The 22087-nt window shown below is 42.8% G+C and carries 13 protein-coding genes and 1 other RNA gene; 6 read left to right on the top strand and 8 right to left on the bottom strand.

Features of this window, described 5'->3' with window-relative positions; all coding sequences use genetic code 11:
• Positions 1-467: 467 nt before the first annotated feature.
• The 5 genes from RDO37_RS10810 to RDO37_RS10790 all read right to left on the bottom strand — a co-directional run bounded on the left by RDO37_RS10810 (position 468) and on the right by RDO37_RS10790 (position 6729).
• Positions 468-1367: a hypothetical protein gene (locus tag RDO37_RS10810; protein WP_308499086.1), complete on the bottom strand. Its 900-nt coding sequence runs from the start codon at positions 1365-1367 to the stop codon at positions 468-470.
• 1428 nt (positions 1368-2795) lie between these two features.
• Positions 2796-3821 carry an ABC transporter ATP-binding protein gene (locus tag RDO37_RS10805; RefSeq protein ID WP_303075000.1) on the bottom strand — a complete coding sequence of 342 codons (1026 nt, stop codon included), beginning with the start codon at positions 3819-3821 and terminating at the stop codon, positions 2796-2798.
• 10 nt (positions 3822-3831) lie between these two features.
• On the bottom strand, positions 3832-4803 hold the full coding sequence (locus RDO37_RS10800; RefSeq protein ID WP_027940139.1) for an ABC transporter ATP-binding protein: 972 nt from the start codon (positions 4801-4803) through the stop codon (positions 3832-3834).
• Between the two features lie 12 nt (positions 4804-4815).
• Positions 4816-5709, bottom strand: a complete 894-nt coding sequence (locus RDO37_RS10795) for an ABC transporter permease (RefSeq protein WP_027940138.1) — start codon at positions 5707-5709, stop codon at positions 4816-4818.
• Positions 5710-6729 carry an ABC transporter permease gene (locus RDO37_RS10790; RefSeq protein WP_308499085.1) on the bottom strand — a complete coding sequence of 340 codons (1020 nt, stop codon included), beginning with the start codon at positions 6727-6729 and terminating at the stop codon, positions 5710-5712.
• 2334 nt (positions 6730-9063) lie between these two features.
• Here RDO37_RS10790 and rplM point away from each other — a divergent pair.
• The 3 genes from rplM (at position 9064) to RDO37_RS10775 (ending at position 10836) form a co-directional block, all read left to right on the top strand.
• Positions 9064-9492 (top strand): 50S ribosomal protein L13, encoded by a 429-nt coding sequence (gene rplM / locus RDO37_RS10785; RefSeq protein WP_027940136.1) that lies wholly within the window; start codon positions 9064-9066, stop codon positions 9490-9492.
• A gap of 13 nt (positions 9493-9505) precedes the next feature.
• Positions 9506-9898, top strand: a complete 393-nt coding sequence (gene rpsI / locus RDO37_RS10780) for a 30S ribosomal protein S9 (RefSeq protein ID WP_027940135.1) — start codon at positions 9506-9508, stop codon at positions 9896-9898.
• A 422-nt stretch (positions 9899-10320) separates the two neighbouring features.
• The gene (locus RDO37_RS10775) at positions 10321-10836 is read left to right on the top strand and encodes a stringent starvation protein B (RefSeq protein ID WP_052339047.1); all 516 of its coding nucleotides are present in this window, start codon (positions 10321-10323) and stop codon (positions 10834-10836) included.
• Positions 10837-11541: 705 nt separating this feature from the next.
• Here RDO37_RS10775 and RDO37_RS10770 read toward each other — a convergent pair.
• Both RDO37_RS10770 and RDO37_RS10765 read right to left on the bottom strand, forming a co-directional pair.
• Positions 11542-13311: a penicillin-binding protein activator gene (locus RDO37_RS10770; protein WP_308499084.1), complete on the bottom strand. Its 1770-nt coding sequence runs from the start codon at positions 13309-13311 to the stop codon at positions 11542-11544.
• A gap of 477 nt (positions 13312-13788) precedes the next feature.
• A complete protein-coding gene (locus RDO37_RS10765) occupies positions 13789-14970 on the bottom strand; it encodes a LacI family DNA-binding transcriptional regulator (RefSeq protein WP_308499083.1) in 1182 nt (393 codons plus the stop codon).
• A gap of 1446 nt (positions 14971-16416) precedes the next feature.
• Here RDO37_RS10765 and rsmI point away from each other — a divergent pair.
• The 3 genes from rsmI (at position 16417) to rnpB (ending at position 20206) form a co-directional block, all read left to right on the top strand.
• The gene (rsmI, locus tag RDO37_RS10760) at positions 16417-17265 is read left to right on the top strand and encodes a 16S rRNA (cytidine(1402)-2'-O)-methyltransferase (RefSeq protein WP_027940319.1); all 849 of its coding nucleotides are present in this window, start codon (positions 16417-16419) and stop codon (positions 17263-17265) included.
• A gap of 84 nt (positions 17266-17349) precedes the next feature.
• On the top strand, positions 17350-19551 hold the full coding sequence (locus RDO37_RS10755) for a YgjP-like metallopeptidase domain-containing protein (protein WP_308499082.1): 2202 nt from the start codon (positions 17350-17352) through the stop codon (positions 19549-19551).
• Positions 19552-19827: 276 nt separating this feature from the next.
• Positions 19828-20206: RNase P RNA component class A (rnpB, locus tag RDO37_RS10750), an RNA gene on the top strand.
• Between the two features lie 381 nt (positions 20207-20587).
• Here the strand turns inward: rnpB and RDO37_RS10745 are convergent.
• On the bottom strand, positions 20588-21709 hold the full coding sequence (locus RDO37_RS10745) for a S1C family serine protease (protein WP_027939135.1): 1122 nt from the start codon (positions 21707-21709) through the stop codon (positions 20588-20590).
• Positions 21710-22087 lie beyond the last annotated feature (378 nt).

The following is a 22087-nucleotide window of genomic DNA, read 5'->3' as shown; positions in this document are numbered from 1 at the left end:
TACCGTTAACTTTTGTGGTTAGCGTAATACAAAAACTACATGTCCGGATCATGCAGATGCATGCATATATCATAGCTTAAACGGCTTATATATGCTCTTTCCAAATATCGATCAAATACAGCTCTGCTATGGGGTTTAAGAGTATAAGGTCTGTCTTAAGCTTTGCCAGCAAATTCTTAGCAGGTTAAGCTCTTCTTAAACTTTAAGTAGCGCTAAACAATATGGCAGCACTTAGTTATGTGTTTATTCAAAGAGCTCTCATAGCTCTAACGTGTCTGAGATCCTTTAGTGCAGGGAGTATCAAAGAGTTGAGCGTGTATTACTGTGGTCGTTAGCGTTATGAGGCGTTGCTATGAGCTTAAGCACGATGGGATAAAAAAAGGAGCTATAAGCTCCCTTTTTAGATCGTGCGAGGTGATGCACATGTATATGGTATTGGTTGCTATAGTGTGAGCCGCCCTTATTAGCTAGGCTACAATGCCCATGAGGCGCTGATAGGTCTTTTCGGCCTCTTGCTTAATGATGGGAAGCTTAGGGTTAATGATGTTCTTTATGCGAGTATCTATAGCTTTACGCAGGGCATTGCGCAGCTCTTGCAGTGCACTGTGCTTAAGGCCCTGTTCTTTAAGAGTAGAGCTTATCTTGATAAGCTCATCTGCAGTAAAGTCTTGTTTTAATGTGTGGTCGTGGCAGCGTTTATGAGTTTCCATCAGTTGCTTAACGCGGTAGTCAATCTCAAGGTTAGCAATATCAAGCTTATGCTGATCCTCATCTTCCATATTGGCTTTGATTTCAGCTTCGATATCGGCAATCTCTTGTGCAGTGAAATTATCTTTTGATTCTACAAAAAGACCTAAAGACTCAGGATCTTCATCAATATGTTGTACTGCTGTTTCATAGAGTACATCAAGTGCAATGCGTTGTTCTTTTGTAAACACCCACTGCATATTCTGATAGTCCCAATGGCCAAACAGGGCAAAGTTCGACAATGTATCGTACGCCTCGTCTTCACCATGGCTTTGAGATAATCTATCTGATTGCTCTGAATCGCTCACAGATGAAGTTTCTTGCTCTTTTTCTGCATTGATGAGGTCTTTAGCGCGGGCTTCCAGTTCTCCAATCGCGATCTTGATATCCTCATTGATTTCTGACCAATCTGTGTTGTTAACTTCATCAGTTAATTCGTCCATATCAACACAAGAGTCATCGATCTTAACATTTGATTGAGGGCCTAATTCTTCACGTTTACGAGCCGATAGAACGAGAAGCTTGATGTTTACGAGCCCAGGAAAGTCAAGTTCCCACTTTTGTTCGTCCTCATTCCAAAAGCCAAAGATGGTGCGTCCAGTTTCTGGTTCTACGTACATATCGACCTCGATTTTCAAATATAAACGATACAGTTACCAAAAGCGCTTTACCTAAGGCCATTCATAAATGTATGACCATCTATTTATGGTTAGCTAAGTTGCTCAGCAACCAGTTAGTTATTCATTCATTTTGTTTGCTCAATACCCGTAGGTAACACTAGAGAGACCTTCTATAGAGCAGCGTATAAAGCATTGCAGCACCCATCATCTACGCGACGATATGCAGTAGAGCATAGTAGTGCCCACCATTTACGCGACAGCATGCAGTAGAGCATGGTATAAGCGCATTGCTTTAACGAAGGGGCACCTAAGTTCATGTGGTAGGGTTAAGACCTCTAGCACGCTGATGCCGCTTATGTTGTTATTAACTGTAAGTTAGCGAGGCTCGGCCTTGTAGGCAGAGCACTCATATGTCTATCTAGGAGCTCAAAATTAAATGATTCTTTGCAGTCTTTTGCTCGCTTGCAAAGTTTGGGAAATGGAGTATATACGATCAATTACTAGATTTATTTACAAATTTTGCTGCTTTTAGATCTTGATTTTTAGCGCTTACGATTTACATGAGAGGAGCGTCGAGCGATTAATTTTGGGAAGTCCCCTGTATCGGCAAATTGTCATACAAGATCATATGGTCTTTATAAAGACTAATTTTAGACGCGCCTTAGCTGTACTGAGATCGTATTATGTCAAGTCCTAATTTACTGTGAAACGATTCTTTGTTTGTATGAAATCGCATATATATGCGATTTATAAAACGGAATCAGATAGATAGGCGCATCTTCCTACATCAAAATACATAATCAACAGCTTACGTGCATAGTTACGTGCATAGGGGTGTTTAAACAATTTGGGAGTAATAGTAGGTAGGCTGCTTTTTGTGGACGTGTCTTGTGCTTTTATCTGCATTGCCGGCCATTTGTAGTAGTTATCTTATGTAATTATTAGAGAGGTCTGTTGTTTATATACGTGGTGTTTATTTATGTGATTCTTGTATATGCAGTATATAAACTAACTATTATCAAACTTGCTTCGGTCTGTGTTCGCGCAAGCTGCTAGTGTTATTGATTGTTTTTTGGGGGACAGCTTGGGGTGATTTGATATGGGCTGCTTGATTAGAGCGCTTGTCGAGGATGTTACTTGTGCTGTAGATGTGCTGATGCTTGTTTGCGTGAATATATAAAAAGAAAGGCAGGGGCCATGATGATCCCTGCCTTTGCTTATAGATGTATTGTTAGTGCGCTAGGCAATGTAAACCTTGAATATGCACGTATTAGGACAAGCTAGCCACAGCGTTCAATAGGCACAGCGCTATGGGCTATCAATAAAGTGCTAAGCGTGGGTATGTATACGCTTGACCATTATGGTTTTGCTTAGGTTTACACCCTTATCTAGTGGCATGTTTGTTAGCAAGTTAAAGACGCTATGAGGCTATTTCTTATTAGCTTCACTTACATACTTACAGGCCACAATATGGTTGTCCATGTGCACTAAGGTTTGGGTATCTTGCTTGTATGGGCAATCTTCGATAAAACAACGGGTGTTAAAACGACAGCCCTTTGGTGGATCGATTGGACTTGGTAAGTCGCCCTTTAACAAGATACGATCTTTACGCTTAGTTGGATCGATAATTGGGATCGCAGAGATCAATGACTTGGTGTAAGGATGCAGAGGACGATCGTAGATAGCTTCTTCTGGAGCTACTTCTACTAAAGAGCCTAAGTACATAACACCAATACGATCAGAGATATGCTTAACTGCAGCTAAGCCGTGTGCAATGAATAAATAGGTAAGACCAAACTCGCTCTTAAGATCATCAAGTAAGTTTAAGATCTGGGCCTGAATTGACACGTCTAAAGCAGATACCGCTTCATCACATACGATAAGACGTGGTGACACGGCTAAGGCACGAGCAATACCAATACGTTGACGTTGACCGCCAGAGAACTCATGTGGGTAACGAGTCTTGTACTGCTTAGCTAAACCTACGCACTCAAGTAAGTACTCAACACGTTTGCCAACTTCAGCACCGTGGTGAGTCTTATTGACGATCATTGGCTCAGAGATGATCTCTTCAACAGTCATACGTGGGTTTAAAGATGAGTATGGATCTTGGAAGATCATCTGAATGTCACGTGCGTACTTACGGCGCTCATTACGAGTAATGCCGCCTAAGTTAACGCCGTTGTATATGATCTCACCGGCAGTTGGCTTGTAAAGACCAGCAATCATCTTACCTAAAGTAGTCTTACCGCAACCAGACTCACCCACAAGACCAAAACACTCGCCTTTGTAGATATCTAAGGTGAGGTTATCTACAGCCTTTAAGTAAGTCTTATTACGATTTAAAAGACCGCTCTTGAGCTCGAAGTGCTTGCTTAGTCCACGAAGAGAAAGCAGAACTTCTCTATCGTCTTTCTTGTCTGAAGCAGCTGCATTGTTTTGAATATCAGTCATTTACAGCTCCTTAAACGTCTTTCTTTTCAATGTAGTTGAAGCAACGTACCTTGCGCTTATCCATAGTAATAAGCTCAGGTAATGAAGCGCGGCATTCAGCGCGAGCATGCTCACAACGATCGGCAAAAGCACAGCCCTCTGGAATCTCCTCTGGAGGAGGAACCATACCAGGGATCATAAACAGACGCTCGCTTTGCTCATCTAAACGAGGAATGGACTTTAACAGGCCTAAGCTATAAGGATGCTTAGGGTCGGTTAAGATCTCATTGGTGCTGCCTTCTTCTACAATACGGCCGCAGTACATAACTGCAACACGATCTGCAGCCTCAGCCACAACGCCTAAGTCATGAGTAATCAGCAGTACAGAAATGTTGAACTGCTCTCTCATGCGGTAAATGAGATCAAGAATCTGTGCCTGAATAGTAACGTCTAAAGCGGTAGTAGGCTCATCAGCAATGAGCAGCTGTGGCTGACATGCCATAGCCATAGCGATCATAATACGCTGACGCATACCACCAGACATCTGGTGAGGATAGTCTTTAACGCGCTTTGCAGGATTAGGGATACCAACAGTGTCCATTAAGTCCAAGAGCTTTTCTTGGGCTTCTTTTTTAGACAGATTAGTGTGTAGTCGAATGCTCTCTAAGATCTGATCGCCCACAGTAAAGATTGGGTTTAAGGAGGTCATTGGCTCCTGGAAGATCATCGAGATGCGGTTGCCACGAATTTGCTGCATCTTGCGCTCGCTTTGCTCGAGCAGATTGATGCCGTCAAAGTTAATCTTTGAGCCTTCAACAACACGACCGTTAGAGGCTAATAAGCCCATGATAGACAGAGAGGTTACAGACTTACCAGAACCTGACTCGCCTACTAAAGCTAAGATCTCGCCTTTATCAATGCTAAAGCTAACATCGCGAATGGCACGAACCGGGCCACGACGGGTAGCAAACTCAGTGGATAAATGTTCAACTTCAAGTAACATTGTGTACTCCTACTAGCGGCGTCTTGAACGCGGATCTAAAGCATCGCGCAGACCGTCACCAAATAGGTTGAAAGCAAGCACGGTCAGAGTAATCGCAAGACCAGGGAAGATCAGGGTATAAGGAGCAGAGAAGATAAAGCTACGTGAACGAGCAAGCATATCACCCCACTCAGCAAATGGAGGCTGCACGCCGAGGCCTAAGAAGCCTAAAGCAGCAGTATCAAGCACAGCAGTAGAAATACCTAAAGTAGCACGGACCACGATTGGAGAGGTGATATTAGGCAGAATGTGGCGGAAGATGATACGCAGATTGCTATCACCAGTAACTACAGCTGCCTGAATATAATCGTTAGCCTTTACAGACATAACGCATGAACGTGCAATACGAGCATACTCAGGAATAGATACGAGGCCGATAGCTAAAACAGCCTTATCTAAACCACGACCCATAGCTGCCATGAAGGCAATTGCTAAAAGGATGGATGGAACAGATAAGACCACATCCATAGCACGCATAATGATGTTATCAAGGCGACCACCGTAGAAGCCACCCATAGCACCTAAGATAGTGCCTACTACTAAAGAAATAGTAACTGCAGCTAAGCCTACGCTTAAGGAGATCTTGGTGCCATCGAGGACACGAGAGAAGATGTCACGGCCAAGCTGATCAGTACCAAACCAGTGCTCAGCACATGGAGCAATGAATGCTTTTTCCATGTTGGCCTGATTAGGATCATAAGGCAGAATGTTAATGCCCATAGCCTGAGTAATAGTCAGAACTACAGCAATACTAACAAGCAGACAGATGATCATCAGACCAAGTAAAGCTGCTTTGTTTGAGGATATAGAAGCCCACATGTCGCCCCAACGAGAGGAACGTGGCTTTTTCATGGCGATTTCAGTCATTTAGTTCTGTCCCTCAGCACCATACTTAACACGTGGATCTAATGCTGCGTAGAGCAGATCAACCACCAGATTCATGAATACGAAGATGAATGCAACGATCAGTACTACAGCCTGGATAACTGGGAAGTCTGAACGCATGATACTTTCTACAGAGTAAGCACCGATACCTGGCCATGAGAATACGGTTTCGGTAAGCACAGCACCAGAGAGTAAGCCGCCAAACTGCAGACCAATAACGGTAATGATTGGTAAGAGCGCATTTCTAAAGGCGTGACGACCGATTACCTTAACTGGTGGTAAGCCTTTGGCCTTAGCGGTGCGGATATAGTCTTGGTGGAGCACGTCAAGCATGCTTGAACGAGTCATACGGGTGATGATCGCCATTGAGTAGCAAGCAAGGGTAATAGCTGGGAGAGCAGCGTGCTGCAGTGCATTAAAGAAGGCTTCAAAATCACCAATGATTAAGGTGTCATATAAGTAGAAGCCAGTACCATCATAAGGACGCATCAGAGTGTCAATACGACCACCTGATGGGACCCAGTGCAAAATGCCTGAGAATAAGATAATCAATAACATACCCAGCCAGAATACAGGCATAGACACACCAATTAAGGCTGTAGTCATGGTGAAGTTATCGATAAGGGAGTTCTTTTTAACAGCGGAGATAACGCCGAAGATAACACCCACAATAGATGCAATGATGATGGCTAAAACTGCAAGTTCGATAGTGGCTGGCAGACGGGCCATGATCTCGGTAGTAACTGGAGTATTGGTAAAGAATGAGGTACCAAAATCACCATTGAACATAGCAACCATGTAGTTGTAGTACTGAGTGAGAAGTGGCTCATTAAAACCCATGCTCTCACGCCAGGCATTAATTGCCTCTGTAGTAGCGTGTTGACCAAGAACGATTAAAGCTGGATCCGGAGAGAACACTCTCATGATCAAGAACACCAGCACGGATACGCAGAATAACACTGGAATCAGCATTAGTAAGCGCTTTAAAAAATATAACAGCACAAGCTTGTCCTCAAGTGCACGTGCTATATGCGTATCTTCATTTTATGTATGCAAACACTTAAGAGTTTTAACTTACGCTAAATTTTCAGAGCACTTAATTTAAGCGCTATACAAAACTTATACGGGTCTAACTTTCAATGAGCACAATAGTGCAGTGCTCATAACTAAGGGGGCATCCTTGAGTGCTATGTACATAAGGCTTATGTCCTGATGTATAGCGAACAATTAAGGATAATCACATCTTAGCTAGCCTAGGCAATATTGATCTGACAAGGCAATTAAGTGGTTTCATACAGCAAACATTCAAAGAAAAGTAGTAATTGACGCTGCTTAAAGAACTTTCAAGAGCAAAATCTTGTGATCTTAAAGTCATAACAACTTAGAGCAGGTCATCTACAGTTCTGACAATGCATGTCTCTAGACTAACTACAATCATCAATCAAAGTGACTCATGAGCCTATTAGTTAGTATGAGGCCAGGTCTGGCAACATCACGAAGATAACAAACACGTGGATAGCTGTAGTATGAACAGATTAACTGACAAGAAAGAGCAAATTTAACCTAGCCATGATCGCTATGATCTTAGGCCAAGGTTGATTTGATGTCAGGCTGAACTCACTGCATTTACTTGATGCCGTCCTATTATCGGCGTAGATGTGATGAGCTGATATATGACTATGGTCAATGCACTTAATCAAACAACCTAAGTTACAGTGCTGTTTAGATCTAGTATTTCCCATCAGTAGACATGGAAATATAAAGAGCTATACCCACTAATGTAGGTTATTAGAGTGTTGGTACATGACCTTAGTGTCTGTATTTGCAGTAACTACTTACTAGTTCTATACAGAAGCTATCAGGATTAACGTAGTGCTACCATTGCTTCAATCACTAGAGTGTTTCTAGATAGGATAAGAGTCATACTTAAGTGCATAGTATGGACAATTTGATATGGAGCTGCAGTTTAAACATCCCATGTCCTAACAAGCTTATTAAAAAGCCATCGAGAATGGCTTGATCTTAGATAGGCAGATATAAGATCGCTATCTAAATAAGCTTAAACAGATCCTAGTGTTGAAATAGCCTGCAACAGTAATTCAGATTTGATACTAGTTAAAGCCATGATGAGCGCTCAATAGAAGCTTTAGGTACGCATCTAAGATCTACTTGAAAGCATGAGACCCTCAATAAGGGCTAATACTTGATTAGCTCTATGATCTTAATGAGTACGTTACAGTGTTATAGCGCTGCATATACAAGCTGAACTGTTACTTCGACGGCTTTAACCTAATACAGTGCCCCATACAATCAGTAGCTATGCTCAACAAGACTATTGTCTTGGTGCTTTTTGCTCTTAATAGAGATGTAAAGCACTAAGGAGAATGGCTACTCTTTGATGGTTTTAGTCACTGTGCCACTCTATGACCCTCTAAAGTATAGAGTCAGAGCGAAAGTTTCCCACCAATGCTGCCATGTAGATGGCAGTCTTAGATAAAGCACAAGCGAAGTAAGAGACAATTTAGACTTAGCATGATCGTATTGTGTGCAAGTTGAAGCTGCGCAAGACAGATTCTAAATGCCTAACAAAACTTACATGTTAATATCAGAAACAGTCCTGAATTTCCTTGTTAGCAAAAACAAGCTATTATAACAGTAATTGCTTGTCTCTTATAGAGTTTCTGTCGTCAACTAGTATACAAGTTGCACGAAAGTCATTACAGAACCTAGCTTTTCTAATTTTTCATTTTTCAAATCACTTTTGAGTCCCCTCTAATTAGCCCCCTTTAAGCACAACTTTTACGCCCATCACATCAAATGAACTTATCGAGCGATTTAAGGCTCATGATCCTGTTCTACATACACTCAAGGCTTATATACGTTTTGATCTTAAAGTTCTGTTGGACCGGTTTTGCGTACTTGTTAGGGCGCGTTTGTAGAGTATGGTCAAGCTTATGTGCTCATTAAGAGATGTGACTAAAGTGGAGATCTTAAATGCTCGCATTAAATTAACAGAGGGTGCACTCGTAGCTAGCGGTGATCTTTGGTTGCAAGCTTTAAATTGGCAGACGGTGCACTTACAGCTAGTGGTGATCTTTAGTTGCAAGATAGATGTGAATTTGCCTTCTTCCGCTGATGCTGAAAAATAAGGGCAAAAAAGCGTGATCACTGCTTGCTTATTTTGCTAAACAATGTATAATCTTTGCGCCCCTCTTATCGAGTTATGCGGTTTCCCACCCGAATAATTTGATGCAAGCATGGGAATGCTTGTTATTTTGAGCTCAGCGAAAGCTGAATGTTTTAAAGGATTCGTCCTTCAAATCAAAGGGTTTTTTAATGAAAACTTTCGTAGCCAAGCCATCTACCATTAAGCGTGATTGGTTTGTTATTGACGCAACCGACTTAACCTTAGGCCGTGTTGCAACTGAAATCGCATCACGTCTTCGTGGCAAGCACAAGCCAGAGTACACCCCATTCATGGATACTGGTGATTACATCATCGTAATCAACGCTTCTAAGATCAAGGTTACTGGCAACAAGGCTCAGGACAAGATGTACTACCACCACACTGGTTACCCAGGTGGTATCAAGGCAGAGTCCTTCGATAAGTTAATCGTCCGTAAGCCTGAGCAGGTGTTAGAGACTGCCGTTCGCGGTATGCTGCCAAAGGGCCCATTAGGTCGTGCTATGTTCCGTAAGCTGAAGGTTTACGCTGGTGAGACTCACAATCACACCGCACAGCAACCTCAGGAACTCAAGTTATAAGGAGCATTAGCAAATGGCTGCAAATCAGTACTACGGCACCGGTCGCCGCAAGAACTCCACTGCTCGTGTATTCATCAAGCAGGGCAATGGTCAGATGACTATTAACGGTCGTACCCTCGAGCAGTACTTTGGCCGTCCAACTGCACGTATGGTTGTTGCTCAACCTTTAGAGCTCCTCGACCTTAACGGCAAGTTCGACATCTACGTCACTGTTACTGGCGGTGGTATCTCCGGTCAGGCTGGCGCTATCCGTCACGGTTTAACCCGTGCTTTAATGCAGTACGACGAGAGCTTCCGTCCTGCATTACGTAAGGCAGGCTACGTCACCCGTGACGCACGTTCTGTTGAGCGTAAGAAGGTCGGCTTACACAAGGCTCGTAAGCGTCCACAGTACTCCAAGCGTTAATTTGGATTACTTATCGTATCTCCCTTGGGAGGTACTCTCCAGGAGTCATTCGATTCCTGGAGTTACAAAAAACCCCTGTCTTTACAGACTGGGGTTTTTTTATGCCTATTTTATTTGTCCTTGCTTTTAGATAGCCAATAGCTGTTTGCTGCAGCTAAGGAATGACTAATTAAGTTTAGCTATCATGGAGTGTGTTCACTTCAATATCATAGGCATGTTTGATTGGGTAGAGCCCATATATGCTTAATCTGATAGCACCCCCTATTGAGCCTTCATTAGGATCAAGATGCTGCTAGCACTTATTAAGCCTTATCTTCATGAGGATTTGCTATCAGCTTAGATAGCATTGCTTAATGAGTAGCAGGTGTATTGCGGTATAATGCATCAAGTAGTTGTATCAATGCTCTTTTGCGGAAAATCAAATGATCGGTATCAGTCCATACATCTTTAATGCTTTATATGATTGGCTGCGTGACAATGACTACAACCCTCGTGTCGTTGTCGATGCTAATGCTCCAGGCGTTGTTGTGCCTCAGGAGTACGTAAATAATGGCATTATCATCATTTCGATTTACCATAAGTACATCAATGACTTTCAAGTAGGAGAGCAGGGTATTCGATTCTATGCCCGCTTTAAAGGTCAAGAGCGTTATGTGGGGATTCCATATCAGGCTATGATTGAGATCTCTACTGCTAATAATGGTATCTATATTCCAGTGTCTAACTGGCTTGAGAGCATGGAGCATACCTTTAGTGCGCTAAGCCGAGAAAGCGGTGAAGATGATGATGGTGATGAGGACAAGGATCTTAGCTCTAAGAGCGACGTTCAATTTGTGCTCGAAGAGTATGATGGCAGTGCTAAGCCAGCAAAGAGCAAAGGCCGCAGCTCCGCAAAAGATGACAACAAGAACAAGCCATCCTTTACCATCCTAAGCTAGTATTATTCTCGACAAGTTTGCATGTGATCTCTAATCAAGCACGTGCTTATTGCCCTTGGCGTAAAGACAGCTCTATTGCCATTGGAGCAATCCTTTCTTGCTTAACCACACATGCGCATGTGCGCATGTCGTGCGTATCTTATCCAGCATATATAAGCCCCACTGCGATAAATGCGTGTTCAATTGCATCAGCAATTCAATTGCACCAAGCATTTAGTGGCATAAAATTCCATTGCATCAGCAATTCAATTGCGCCAAGCATTTAGTGGCATAAAAATCCATTGCATCAGCAATTCAATTGCACCAATCATTTAGTGGCATAAAATTCCATTGCATCGACAATTATGCCCTTGAGACTAAGTGACTCTTGCTAATTTCAATTGCCTTACTTATCACGAGCAGCCAACACAATGCGATTATCTCTTGAAAGGAGTATTGTTCCACGTAGCTACGATGAAGCGGCTGTAGGTGCGTTGCTGCTTGAATGGCTCTTTGTGATAGAAAGGTCAAAAGTGCTGGCGCTAAAAAGCGCTTGTTGAGCTTAGGAGGCGGCGCTCTTTGAGCATGGGCTTGCACAAATTAAACGTTTGTATGGCCTATAAAAACAAAGTCGGCCATGAGGCCGACTTGTATCACTCCTAGTCTATAGACTAGGAAGTTAAATTCGAGTGTATTAAATCCAAGATCTTAAGATCTAGTTTGAATCTACTTAATTTGGCGATCGGTGCCGAGCTTTACCCACATAGGGGCCATCTCGATAAGACCTTCTTTACCAATTTGCAGGTCACCAGTAATGCCGTGGAGTACGTCGTTGTTATCCTTGGCAAGCTTCTCAAGGTTGAATGAGAAGTTTACGGAGTCATAAGCTGCAGCAAAGATACGCTGAACCTGGCTGTCAGCTTGTGGCAGAGTTGCAGTCAGATCTGACTTTAAGACGCTATCGGTAAGCAGCCAAGGCATATCACCTAAGTAAGCACCAGCAAGCGCGATTTCAGAGGCGCTGTGGTTTACGCCAGTGAAACTGCGGTCAGTTAAGTAAACTGGGGTATTATCAGGAATGGATGGACGTACCTTAATTACATCAGATGCAGTGGCGTTGATGTATACAGAGTCAGCATTATTCAAAGGGCAGGTAGCTAAAGCCATTTGGATATTGTTGATATCCTGATAGCGACAAGCTACTGCAGATTTGCTAGAGGCAACTTGCCATACTTCATTAAAGCCAGCTACTGCACGTTGTCCACGGGTGCTCTCAGGGGCGATGACTACAGGACGGCTATGACCATCATGGTAGATCTTAGATGCAGCTAAGGCACCTTCGTAATCTGGGCCTAAGTTAAAGTAGTACATGCCCTCACGATGAGTAGCAGGTTGATTGAAAACGATTGCAGGCAGAGAGATCTTAGTCTCAAGTAAAGCATCAACCTCAGGCTTTAAGATAGGGCCAATAATGTAGTTGGTGCCGTTTTGACCTAATGATGAAGCAATCTCCTGCATGGAGAAACGGTTGGTATCGTAGAAGGTTACCTTAAGACGGCTATTGCGATCTTGAAGAGCAGCTAAGATACCTAAACGAGCAGGCTCACCAACAGATGCAGCAAAGCGGCCTGATAAAGGCAGTAATACAGCAAGCTTATCGCCCTCCTTTAAGGAGACAGCGCTAGGGGCAGCCATAGGATCGTCAGATTTGCTTACTTCACCCTTGTTAGCCATTTGCTCGGCGGCAAAAGATAATGGGTGCTTGCTACCATACTTGCTGATCCATGACTTAACTAACTGCTGTTTAATCGCCTCACTGTTAGAGGAGTCAAGCAGCGCAAAATCAAAGAAGCCTTGCATTACAGGATCAGTGCTCTTATTGAGCTGTACAGTTAGCTCTGAAGCAGGGAGTAATTGCAGAGCATCTACCGCTTGCAGTGCAACCTTTTGCTTGGCATCAGGGTTGATGAGATTTAACAGAGCAATGCGGTACTCAGTTGCCTTTAACATGTGTGAAGAGCTCTTGCTCTCGTTAAAGAGGTTGGTCTCAATACGAGTAGCTACTTGATAGTAAAAAGAGGCTACTGCGTTTGGCAGAGTGGCTACATTGATCTTGTTAATAGCAAACAGTGCATCAGTATTGCGGTTCTGGCTTGAATAGAGCAGACCTTCAATGATTAAAGACTCATCCCTTTGCAGCGGGGTGATCGCTTCACTTTGCATATTGCTAATTAAGCCAGATGCGGTGGTGTAGTCACGTGCTGCAATTGCACTACGTGCAAGCAGGATCATCGCAGGGAAGCGTGAATCATTGTCGGCATCTGACAACATACGCTCATACTCTGCTTGTGACAGTGTAAGCGCACTAAATGCCTGCTGAGTTGTGATACCTGATTCTGCCTTATCGGTAGTAGAGGTACATGCACCGAGGCTCAAAGTTAAAGCCACAGCAATAGCGCTAAGTTTAAGACGAGCGGTAAATGATTGGGCTGACACGATGTTATCCTGCAAAGTTCAATGATTCACACATAAGATCTAAAAGTATCAAGATCGCCGTGATCTCTAGGCTAAAGTGTACTTAGCCTAACGATATGTGAACCATCGTTAAAACCAAAAGTTGTTGCTTATCTTGCTCTAAATTAATGGCTTTAGGCAGTTGTACTACGGCTTTTTTCTGATAAGTAACAATCAGAGCATAATAGCACACGAAACTTAGCTAACATACCCGATCTAATGAATACGATTAACTTCGTCACACCATTGATCCGATCGAATCCATATTTGCCAAGATCTCATCCTTGATGAAACTTTTTATGCACCCAGAAAAATAGACAAATATATACAAAGAGACAGATCGCTTTGCGCCTGTTAAGACAAAAAGATCATGGGGCTAATGTGAACAAGTAGGTGTTTAGGTGGGCATTGCCCTATGGTCAAGGTAAGGCCACAGGGCATGAGATGGATATTTGAATCTTAGATCGCGTCTTGTTCTACTTCAAAAGCTTTAGGATGAACAGATGGGGAGGCGCGACGGATAGTGGCTACAGAGCCGCGTTCAATAATAGATGTAGCTGTGTTAGCGCGGATGATCATTGGTACGCTACCACCTGCAATACGAATGAGATTATTGAAAGCTGCCTTAGCTAAGTTCTTGTAGTCAGGATTTACAGTAGTAAGTGCAGGAGTCATCATGCTTGCAAGCGAGATGTCATCATAACCAGTAACTGAGATGTCATGAGGTACGCTAATGCCACGCTCTTTTAAGGCGCGAATGAGACTCATAGCAGTGCTATCGCAGATACAAGCAACTGCACTATAACCATCAAAATAGCTGTGATCGATAAGATATGGTAGCAGTCTAGCAGCGCAGAAGTCAGTGCCATAGCGACGTGTCTGTAATAGTTCTAAAGTCTGTCCAGAAGGATCAGCGACATTAGCAATATCACAAAGATCAATCACTTGACGGTTCATATCAAAAGGGATGCCTCTGAGCTTAAAGGCTCTAACAAAGCCTGAGGTGCGCTCCCACATAGTGTGTTTGACATGTGCTGTAAGCAGAGCGACACGCTGATGGCCATGATCCATCAGATAGTTAGCGATGTTATAAAAAGAGATCTCGGCATCAGGAGAAATGGTACAGATCTTCATGCTTGGATCGATGCCATTAATAAGAACGGTTGGCATCTTAAAGCGCTTGACGAGATGCAAGATTTCAGGGCTATCTGAACCAAGAATAATTATGGCCTCGGATCCAGCAAGGATGGCGCTCAAACGGCTAGGCACAGACATCTGATCTCTGCCAATGAACTCACATTGAATACCTAGACGTTGACCCTCTTCATGTAAGCAGCGTAGCACGGTATCAAAGTAGCTTCCTTCAAAGGCGCTGCCGTGTTCGTCACACATAATGGTGACCTTAGTAAAGCGAAGAGAGATCTTTATTTGAGTGCGATGCTTACTATAACCTGTTGCCTTAATCGCAGCTAAGACCTTAGCACGTGCTTCTTCGTTAACGCTTTCATGTTCATTGAGTACACGGGATACTGTTGCACGTGAGACGCCACTCATCTCTGCTAGCAAAGATACTGTTACTTTGCCGCGAGGTTTTCCTGTGGAGGTGTTTACTAGGTTTTCGCTGTCGTAATTATCATCCATGCCTGAAATTTTCCCAGTGCCACAATAAGTCTCTGCTATCCACAGCTAATTGCTAAGACTCGTGTGTTGCCACGGTAGTGAGACTTGAATAAAAAAAATAGCTCTCTAAAGATAGATGAATATCTTAAACTTCAGAGCATACGTACACTTGGCAACTGTGTAGGACTCCATAGTGCACAAGGTCATACGTATGAGCATTAGCAAGTGATCTTTTCTTAAGCTCGCCTATATGGTCACTTTAAGCCTATTGCTATTAACTGCTCGTTCACAAACTCGAATGCATCTTAAAACTCAAGATGCTCTTAACTGTCTTTAAAGTAAGCAAATTCCCTATGTTTGCTTGACTCATAAGCCATCTACGCTGAAAAAGCACTAACTGCTTGCATATATACAATGGCCTAGAAACGATGCCAAAGACATTATGTGTAGTGACTTAAAACTAAGTAGTGAGTATTACTAAATAAAATTTCGTAACACTGCATAACAAAGTTGAGTCAACTATACATAGCTAACTGGATACTAGGCTGAGCTTTTAGTGCGCTAGATGCAACAGCAAAGTACAAAATCTAATATAACGCATTAGTGTTTAATTTAGAGGTGTACTTAAGAGTTTTGCAAGTTCTCGCAAGATTCAGGCCGCCAATGTAAAAGTTTTGCTCTCATCACCAAAAACTTTACTAAAAGGTACTTAACACATTGAAAAGCGCCAAGATAACCTAAACAAGGTTATCTTTATATTTAATGCCTTTGCGCACAACTTTAAGGACATTTGATGTGGTTAAAGCTATCGTTAGCTTAACTCTTGTAGGCCTCTACTTGCACACAGGTGCGTAAAGAGCGTCCATGAATGTTTTGTAAAAATACAGTATGTATCACATTATTTACTTGCACCAGCGTGCACCAGCCATGCAAAAGTTGCTAAATCTTAGTGATTGAGCATTCTTTGACATTGAGATCGCAATAAATCATAAGTGATTATTTGAGTTAAGGTGTAAGTAGTTAGATCACTGACAGTTATCGTTATATGTGGAAAAGATGACAATACTTTGACCAATCTTTGCCTCCACAATCATACTAACAAGACGCCATATGATTCATGTAACTGAGGTTTATCGCAGCGCGTTGCAGCTTGCTGCAGCTAGTTTTTGTAGTACCTTGGGTGCGGGCGCTATGATGAATGATTACCTAACTTAACAACAGTTTCTTCTTGGTTGCGATCTTGAAAAACACAAACTTTTGTATGCTGCATAAGCCCTTATTTATCTAAGTTTAGAGTTTTGATCTCACTTGTTAAGGCAATCTATGTGAAATAGGTTAAGATCATGACGCAATTTGAGCTGCTTTGAGGCTAATCTCTTAGATAGCATCTTATTAGTCAGGTGCTTATGATGCCTTTTTAGGTAAATAAGCTTACTAGCTGTGACCAAGAGTGATTAGGACAGGGTTATGATTGAAAGTGCACTGTATATTGTGCCAACACCGATTGGCAATCTAAGTGATATTACTTTTCGTGCTGTTGAAGTGTTAAAAGCAGCTACCCTGATCGCCGCTGAGGATACTAGGCATTCACGTATTTTGCTCGATAAGCTCGGTATTGGTTCGGTCAAAATGATCTCTTGTAATGATCATAATGAAGCTGAGCGTACCGAGATTATTGCAAAAGAAACTGAGTCAGGCGGTATTGTAGCTTTGATCTCTGATGCTGGCACCCCAATGATCTCAGATCCTGGCTATAAGCTAGTGTCATCCTTAGTAGAGCGAGGCGTTAAAGTCTTTCCTCTGCCAGGCCCTTGTGCTGCGATCACCGCCTTATGCGCTTCGGCTATGCCTACAGACAGATTCTTCTTCTCTGGTTTCTTACCTGTAAAAGATAAGGAGCTTACCGATAAGCTTGAGTCTATTAGAACTGCACCGTATCCAGTGGTCTTTTATGAAAGCCCACGTCGTATCATCAATACACTAAATAAGATAGCTCTTATGGATGCAGATCGTAAGGTCGCTTTGTGTCGTGAGATGACTAAGACCTTTGAGACTATCTATCGTATGAAAGTTACCGATCTTATCGAGCACTTTAAAGCGCATGAAGATGAGATTCGTGGTGAGTTTGTGCTCATCGTTGGCCCATATGAGGCAAAAGATAATAGCGATGAGATCTCAGCTAAAGCTAAAGCTGCTCTTGAAAAGATGATTTCTAGTCTAAAGGTTAAGGAAGCTTGTCAAATCGTCTCTGATCTTACTGGTGAGAGTAAGAATCGCCTTTACGACTATGCCTTAACCCTCAAAGATCGCAGCTAATACAAAAGCTGTATTTGAAATCTAGTGTACTAAGGTAGCGCTTAAGTTTTGTGTAGTCCTGCTCAGTCAGGTATAGATGGTGTTATGAAACAAATAGCAGAAGCAAAACAGCTTGATGATCTGAACACTGACTGCATTGACTTGAGCACTGTAAAAGCACCTTTTTTAAGACAGTCATATTCTCAATATCCTCTAGAGCGCTTTTATTTTAGAGATATCGAGTTTCGGGTTAAGACTAATCGTAATCTGCGCAAGCTCAAGCTTGTCATCGATACTTCTGGCTATGTTGTCATGAAGACCAATCCAACTTATCGTTGGGTGGATATACGCGAGATGATCCGTGGCCACTATAACTGGTGTAAAGAGCATCTTGAGTCCATGACTAGCTCTTACGATCAGGTCTCGTTTCATTGCCAGAAAAAGCGTACCTTTCGTACCAATGATCTGGTCTATGTCTGGGGGCAGCCATATCTTATCTTGGTCGTCGAGGATGAACCACATAATAGTATTGGTATCACTAGACCAAAACAGCTTATCCCTACCCTAGTGCCAAAAGGCAGCTCACGCTTTGGCGCAAAAGCTGCCAAGCTCTGTGCTAATGGCTATATCAACACCAATGCGCTTAAGGCTATGCCGATCTTCAATCAAGGTCGTCTCATCATGCCTAAACAGAGCCTCTTTGATGATATTAATGCTTTTGAATATGACCGTACTAAGTATGGCGGCAGTAACTCAGATGAGGTTGCCTCCATGCGTCATATCCATCCAAAGCTAGCACATGACACAGCTTTAAGAGATAGGGCTCCGAATACGGGCAATTATTATTTAGATGCCTTTGCCTGCATGATGCAGTTAACTCAGGATAATCTCTTATCACGCAAGCAATTCTTTGGTTCACGCATGCTCAGTGCTACTGAGCGTACCGTCCTTGAGAATGTAATTCGTCGCTTTACTGATCTGATTAGTCCAGAACATTACGAACCAGAGATCATCAACGATATTATCGGCCGTTGTGAGATGGCTTCTGCCTCATGTATTCGTACTGTTTTAAAAGGCTCAATTGGCCATAAAACAGGAGTTTATGCATTCGATCCTCTGCAGCCTCATAACAACTTTAAAGCTACTGACGATCCAAAGCAGACTTCTAAGCACGACTCAAGTTCACTACAGGCAGATAAAGATGCACACGCTAGGGATCATGTAAATGATGCTAAGCATGAGGCTAAGGTCAATTACGATCTGTATGAAAACTTCATCAAATTAGAGGATGTGCGCACTGATCAGCCTCCTGTAAGTATTTTGCAGGCGCACAGTCAGGCAGCCTTAGATGAGGTTGCTAAAGCGCGATCTTTGCATATTAAGCATAAGAAGATGCCAACCTTCCTTTTCTATCCTGAGTACAAGGATTACATATCCATGTGCCGTAAGGATTTGATTATGGAGTTGGCTGAGCAATTAGCTTTTTATAAGAGCGGCAGACTTCATGGTCTAATTAAGACTGCAACCATTAAGCATCAAGATGCTAACGCGCTAGCCGAGCAAGAGCTAACACGAACTGCGCTGACACAATCAGCTAGCCCTGTAGATGATTTTCCATTGGCGCTAAAAGATCTTGAGCTGACCTTTGTTACTACAGATGGTAAGGAAGTCGATCCTTCTACTGCCATTATTGCTTATTTACCTGATACTCCTCATACCGCTAATCTCATGTACTCCATGTCGCAAAGCGTTGCTCTAGGTCAGGCAAATGAAACTTATGTAGCCAAGATCGCAGGTGATATTCTCTATCGTCGTCGTAATGCTCCACGCGATCGTTATTTTCATAAGACCTTGGTAAAGCCAGGCATCTTACGCATTGTCGTCAAAGATAAGAATAATACTGACAATGTCAAAGCCATGATCGAGAAGTTTATCCAAAACGAGATGTATAAGGTTTCTGCAAAATTTTTAGATTGCATTCATCCTTTCTACATTAGCGTCTATAACCACACAGCTAGACACTATCAGTTAAAGCCAATTGAGTGGGTAGGTAAGCTTCATATCATGCGTATGCGACCACTAGGACAGTGTCGAACTAGAAGAGGACAGACACCTGAGATTAGACTCAATCCTCATTTGTCTATGTACCCGTTCAACCTAACTGCAGCAGTGATTATGCATGAGATCTGTCATTTGAATATGTATAACCACTCCAAGGTATTCTACTTTATGCTCTCTAATCTCAGCCCAGATGCTGACAATGTTGCAGACAGTATGTTCTCTATCAATATCAAGGACATAGCCTAGATAAAATCAAGCTACGGGTCCATTCCATCATCAAGGACATAGCCTAGATAAAATCAAGCTACGAGTCCATTCCATCATCAAGGACATAGCCTAGATAAAATCAAGCTACGAGTGCATCCATCATCAAGTACATAGCCTAGATAAACTCACGCGATGAGTGTATTTGATCTGTGTGGTGGCAAAGTGCATGTTTATGGCTTTTAGCCTATAGAGTGAAAGGCTTTTTTTTGCAGCTGTTTATATAGACAGACAAGCGCGTTATGCTATAATCGCCCGCGAGTTGACTGGGCAATCGCTGCTAGAACACGTGCGCTAAGGCATACGGTTTTGGGGGAGGAAAGTCCGGGCTCCATAGGACAGGGTGCCAGATAACATCTGGGGGGCGCGAGTCCACGACCAGTGCAACAGAGAGCAGACCGCCGATGGCCTTAGGGCTCAGGTAAGGGTGAAAGGGTGCGGTAAGAGCGCACCGCGTTGCTAGCAATAGTTAACGGCACGGTAAACTCCACCCGGAGCAAGATCAAATAGTCTTCCATAGGGCGTGGTCCGCGCTGGGAAGCGGGTAGATTGCTGGAGCTTAAGCGCGAGCTTAAGCCTAGAGGAATGATTGCCACTCGCAAGAGAACAGAACCCGGCTTATAGGTCAACTCACTACTTTCCTAAAAGAGCCTTGCGCTCTTCTTATGAGGCTTCGCGCCATTCTCTATTACCTTGTAAGTATCTTTACAGCACAATCAAAACCAAACTTACTCACCATACAGCATGCAATTTAGGCATATGTCCTTGCACCTGCAAACGCTAAGGATGCAAATACTGATGATGAAATACCAGTGTTGCAAAAGCTTGGAATGCTGCGCTTAGGAAGCAAATGCTAGTGCTGTAGACGTATGGGATGCCAATACCTGATCTTCAAAAGCTTTGGTTGCAAACGCCTATGCTGTATAACGCTACATGCATGCAAGCTGCTCCTTGATCATGTAGTGGTGAGTATGCTTTGTAGGATGATGCATTGCTAAGGTAATGGATCTAAAGCTTTTTAGTTAACGTAAGGGCGATCTTCTGCCACAGTTACAGGGGCATCAATGCGACGACCATTGCGATCAACGGTAAGAACTAACTGTGTGCCTGGTTTAGTTTTTGAGATCACGTCGATCAAAGCTCGCACGTTAACGATCTCTTTACCGTCCACGGCTACCACAATATCGCCAATACGAATATTTGAAAAAGCAGCAGGGCCTAGTGGATCGATATAGCGAACGAGTACGCCTTTTATGCTGTTATCTGCAATCAGGTTATCGTTCTCATCACTAATGCCAAGATAGCCACGAATAACACGACCATGTTGAATGATTTCATTCATTACTCGTACTACAAGGGCTGTAGGAACGGCAAAGCCAATACCATAGGTGCCAAAACGAGAAGACTCAATTGCAGCAGTGTTGATGCCCACAAGATCGCCATTGGTATTAACGAGAGCACCACCTGAGTTGCCGCTGTTGATTGGAGCATCAGTCTGAATTAAGTCTTGTAGCCCCTCGCGAATATTCATACGCTCACGAGTTAACAGACCTGATCCAGTACGCGCAGTAGCGGAAATAATACCGTGAGTTACAGTAAGACCTAGATTATTTGGATTACCAATAGCTAGAACAATATCGCCAACGGCTGGCTTGTATTTGTTATTAATTTCTATTGGAGTGAGATTGTGGGCATTGATCTTTAAGATCGCAATGTCAGTACGTCGATCAAAACCTACAATAAAGGCCTGATGGAGCTTGCCATCGGATGTTTGAGCCCATAGAGCATGATTAGGCTCGTTTAACGATGGGATGACATGATAGTTAGTGACGATATAGCCGTTTGAAGACATAATCACGCCAGAGGCAGAAGTGGTGATTTCGCCACGGTTCTTATCTATACCGGTATAGTCATGGTTGAGCTTAGAGACATAGATGTTCACAACACTATGTGAGGCACGGCCAACAGCATAGGAAAAAGACTTAATATCTCGTCCAGAGTTATAGATATTATTACCAAAAGACTCACCGAGTTCAGGTTGGACTTTGACTACAACTCCAGCAGCAATTAGTCCCAATACGATAGGGATTAGTCCAAGTTTGAACCAAGGTCTTTTATAAAAGTTGACCTTATTACTCATAGAAAAGTCCCTATAAGATGAAACCAACTATCTTGATAGTTACATTATGTTCACTAGCAGTGCCAAAACAATAATTTGACGCCCTGCAAACTATTATGCCAGAGAGATGCAAAAACTAAGCAAGCATATTGTTAAAGATCTTATTGCAAGCTTGAGATGCTATTAATAGGCACACTGCACTTAGCTAAAAAAGCTAAGCAAGATGCCTTTTATGAATGACATAAGATAGGGCATATGCCTTAAAAACGAAAAAGCCGGGATATGAGCCCGGCTTTATTTGAGTAAGATTTTGTGTATTAGAAGAACTGTTAAGTACAGAAAATCGTTTGTGCCAATATAGCTATGTTAGATTATGCCCATAATCAACCTCATGTGTGG

The sequence above is a fragment of the uncultured Anaerobiospirillum sp. genome (assembly GCF_902485895.1).
Classification (GTDB): Bacteria; Pseudomonadota; Gammaproteobacteria; order Enterobacterales; family Succinivibrionaceae; genus Anaerobiospirillum; species Anaerobiospirillum succiniciproducens.
This window is presented reverse-complemented; position numbering and strand designations above follow the sequence as displayed.

Coding starts and splice junctions, on each gene's coding strand:
- RDO37_RS10805 (WP_303075000.1), bottom strand. CDS start 3,821: ATGACTGATATTCAAAACAATGCAGCTGCTTCAGACAAGAAAGACGAT.
- RDO37_RS10775 (WP_052339047.1), top strand. CDS start 10,321: ATGATCGGTATCAGTCCATACATCTTTAATGCTTTATATGATTGGCTG.
- RDO37_RS10810 (WP_308499086.1), bottom strand. CDS start 1,367: ATGTACGTAGAACCAGAAACTGGACGCACCATCTTTGGCTTTTGGAAT.
- rsmI (WP_027940319.1), top strand. CDS start 16,417: ATGATTGAAAGTGCACTGTATATTGTGCCAACACCGATTGGCAATCTA.
- rplM (WP_027940136.1), top strand. CDS start 9,064: ATGAAAACTTTCGTAGCCAAGCCATCTACCATTAAGCGTGATTGGTTT.
- RDO37_RS10745 (WP_027939135.1), bottom strand. CDS start 21,709: ATGAGTAATAAGGTCAACTTTTATAAAAGACCTTGGTTCAAACTTGGA.
- RDO37_RS10755 (WP_308499082.1), top strand. CDS start 17,350: ATGAAACAAATAGCAGAAGCAAAACAGCTTGATGATCTGAACACTGAC.
- RDO37_RS10765 (WP_308499083.1), bottom strand. CDS start 14,970: ATGGATGATAATTACGACAGCGAAAACCTAGTAAACACCTCCACAGGA.
- RDO37_RS10800 (WP_027940139.1), bottom strand. CDS start 4,803: ATGTTACTTGAAGTTGAACATTTATCCACTGAGTTTGCTACCCGTCGT.
- rpsI (WP_027940135.1), top strand. CDS start 9,506: ATGGCTGCAAATCAGTACTACGGCACCGGTCGCCGCAAGAACTCCACT.
- RDO37_RS10795 (WP_027940138.1), bottom strand. CDS start 5,709: ATGACTGAAATCGCCATGAAAAAGCCACGTTCCTCTCGTTGGGGCGAC.